This window comes from Phytopseudomonas punonensis, assembly GCF_900142655.1.
GTDB classification, from domain to species: domain Bacteria; phylum Pseudomonadota; class Gammaproteobacteria; order Pseudomonadales; family Pseudomonadaceae; genus Aquipseudomonas; species Aquipseudomonas punonensis.
Genome location: NZ_FRBQ01000001.1, coordinates 1 through 1,459 on the forward strand (window position 1 = coordinate 1; position 1,459 = coordinate 1,459).

A 1,459-nucleotide genomic window follows, 5' to 3' on the forward strand; every position below is an offset into this window, starting at 1 on the left:
AGCTCAGCGGTCGATAGCACAGGCGGCCAAGTCGACGAAGGCGATAACGCCGTCTTCACGGTAAACCTCACCAATGCCAGCAGTACGCCGACCACTTTCAGCCTCGCGCTGAATGCCGGCACTGCAACGGCAGGCAGTGATTACAACGGCACACTGACTAACCAGAGTTTCAGCAATGGCGTGACCTATAACGCCACCACCGGCCAGATCACCGTGCCGGCTGGCGTCACCAGCTTCACGGTCACCGTACCGACCATCAATGACACCGTCAGCGAACCGACCGAGACCTTCACCCTGACCGTGGGCGGTCAAACCGGCACTGCGGCCATCGTCGATAACGATGCAGCGCCGGCTGTCGGTTCCGTCAGCGCCGCGGTGGACGGCACTGGTGGCCAGGTCGACGAGGGCGACAACGCCGTATTTACCGTCAATCTGACCAACGCCAGCAGCACGCCGACCACCTTCAGCCTTTCGCTGAATGCAGGTACCGCGACGGCAGGTAGCGATTACAACGCAGCTCTGACTAACCAGAGCTTCAGCAATGGTGTCATTTATAACGCCGCCAACGGAACAGTCACCGTACCGGCAGGTGTCACCAGCTTTACGGTCACCGTACCGACCATCAACGATACAGTCAGCGAACCTACCGAAACCTTCAGCCTCACCGTAGGCGGCAAGACCGGCACAGCGACCCTCATTGATAACGATGCAGCGCCGACTGTCGGTTCCGTGAGTTCGGCAGTCGATAACACCGGCGGGCAAGTTGATGAAGGCGACAACGCCGTGTTCACCGTCAACCTCACTAACGCCAGCAGCACGCCGACTACCTTCAGCCTCGCGCTGAATGCGGGCACCGCAACGGCGGGTAGCGACTACAACGGTACGCTGACCAATCAGAGCTTCAGCAACGGCGTGACTTACAACACCACTACTGGCCAGGTCACTGTTCCAGCCGGCGTGACCAGCTTCACCGTCACGGTGCCGACCATCAACGACACGGTCAGCGAACCGACTGAAACCTTCAGCCTGACAGTCGGAGGCCAAACTGGTACCGCTACGATCATCGATAATGATGCAGCGCCAACCGTCAGCACAGTAAGCAATGCCGTGGACGGCACCGGCGGTCAGGTCGACGAAGGCGATAACGCCGTCTTCACCGTCAATATCACCAATGCCAGCAGTACGCCGACCACCTTCAGCCTTTCGCTGAATGCAGGTACTGCAACGGCGGGCAGTGATTACAACGGCACACTGACCAACCAGAGCTTCAGCAATGGTGTCACCTACAACGCCGCTACTAACCAGATCACGGTGCCTGCAGGTGTCACCAGCTTCACGGTCACAGTGCCGACCATTAATGACAACGTCAGCGAGCCGACCGAAACCTTCAGCCTTACCGTTGGTGGCAAGTCCGGCACAGCGACCATCATCGATAACGATGCAGCACCAACCGTCAGCA

Annotated in this window: 1 protein-coding gene; it reads left to right on the forward strand. The window is 59.0% G+C overall.

What is annotated here, in order from left to right; genetic code table 11:
- Nucleotides 1-1,459: beta strand repeat-containing protein (locus BUC40_RS22850; protein WP_208605733.1), on the forward strand; the 1,459-nt coding region annotated here is incomplete at both ends.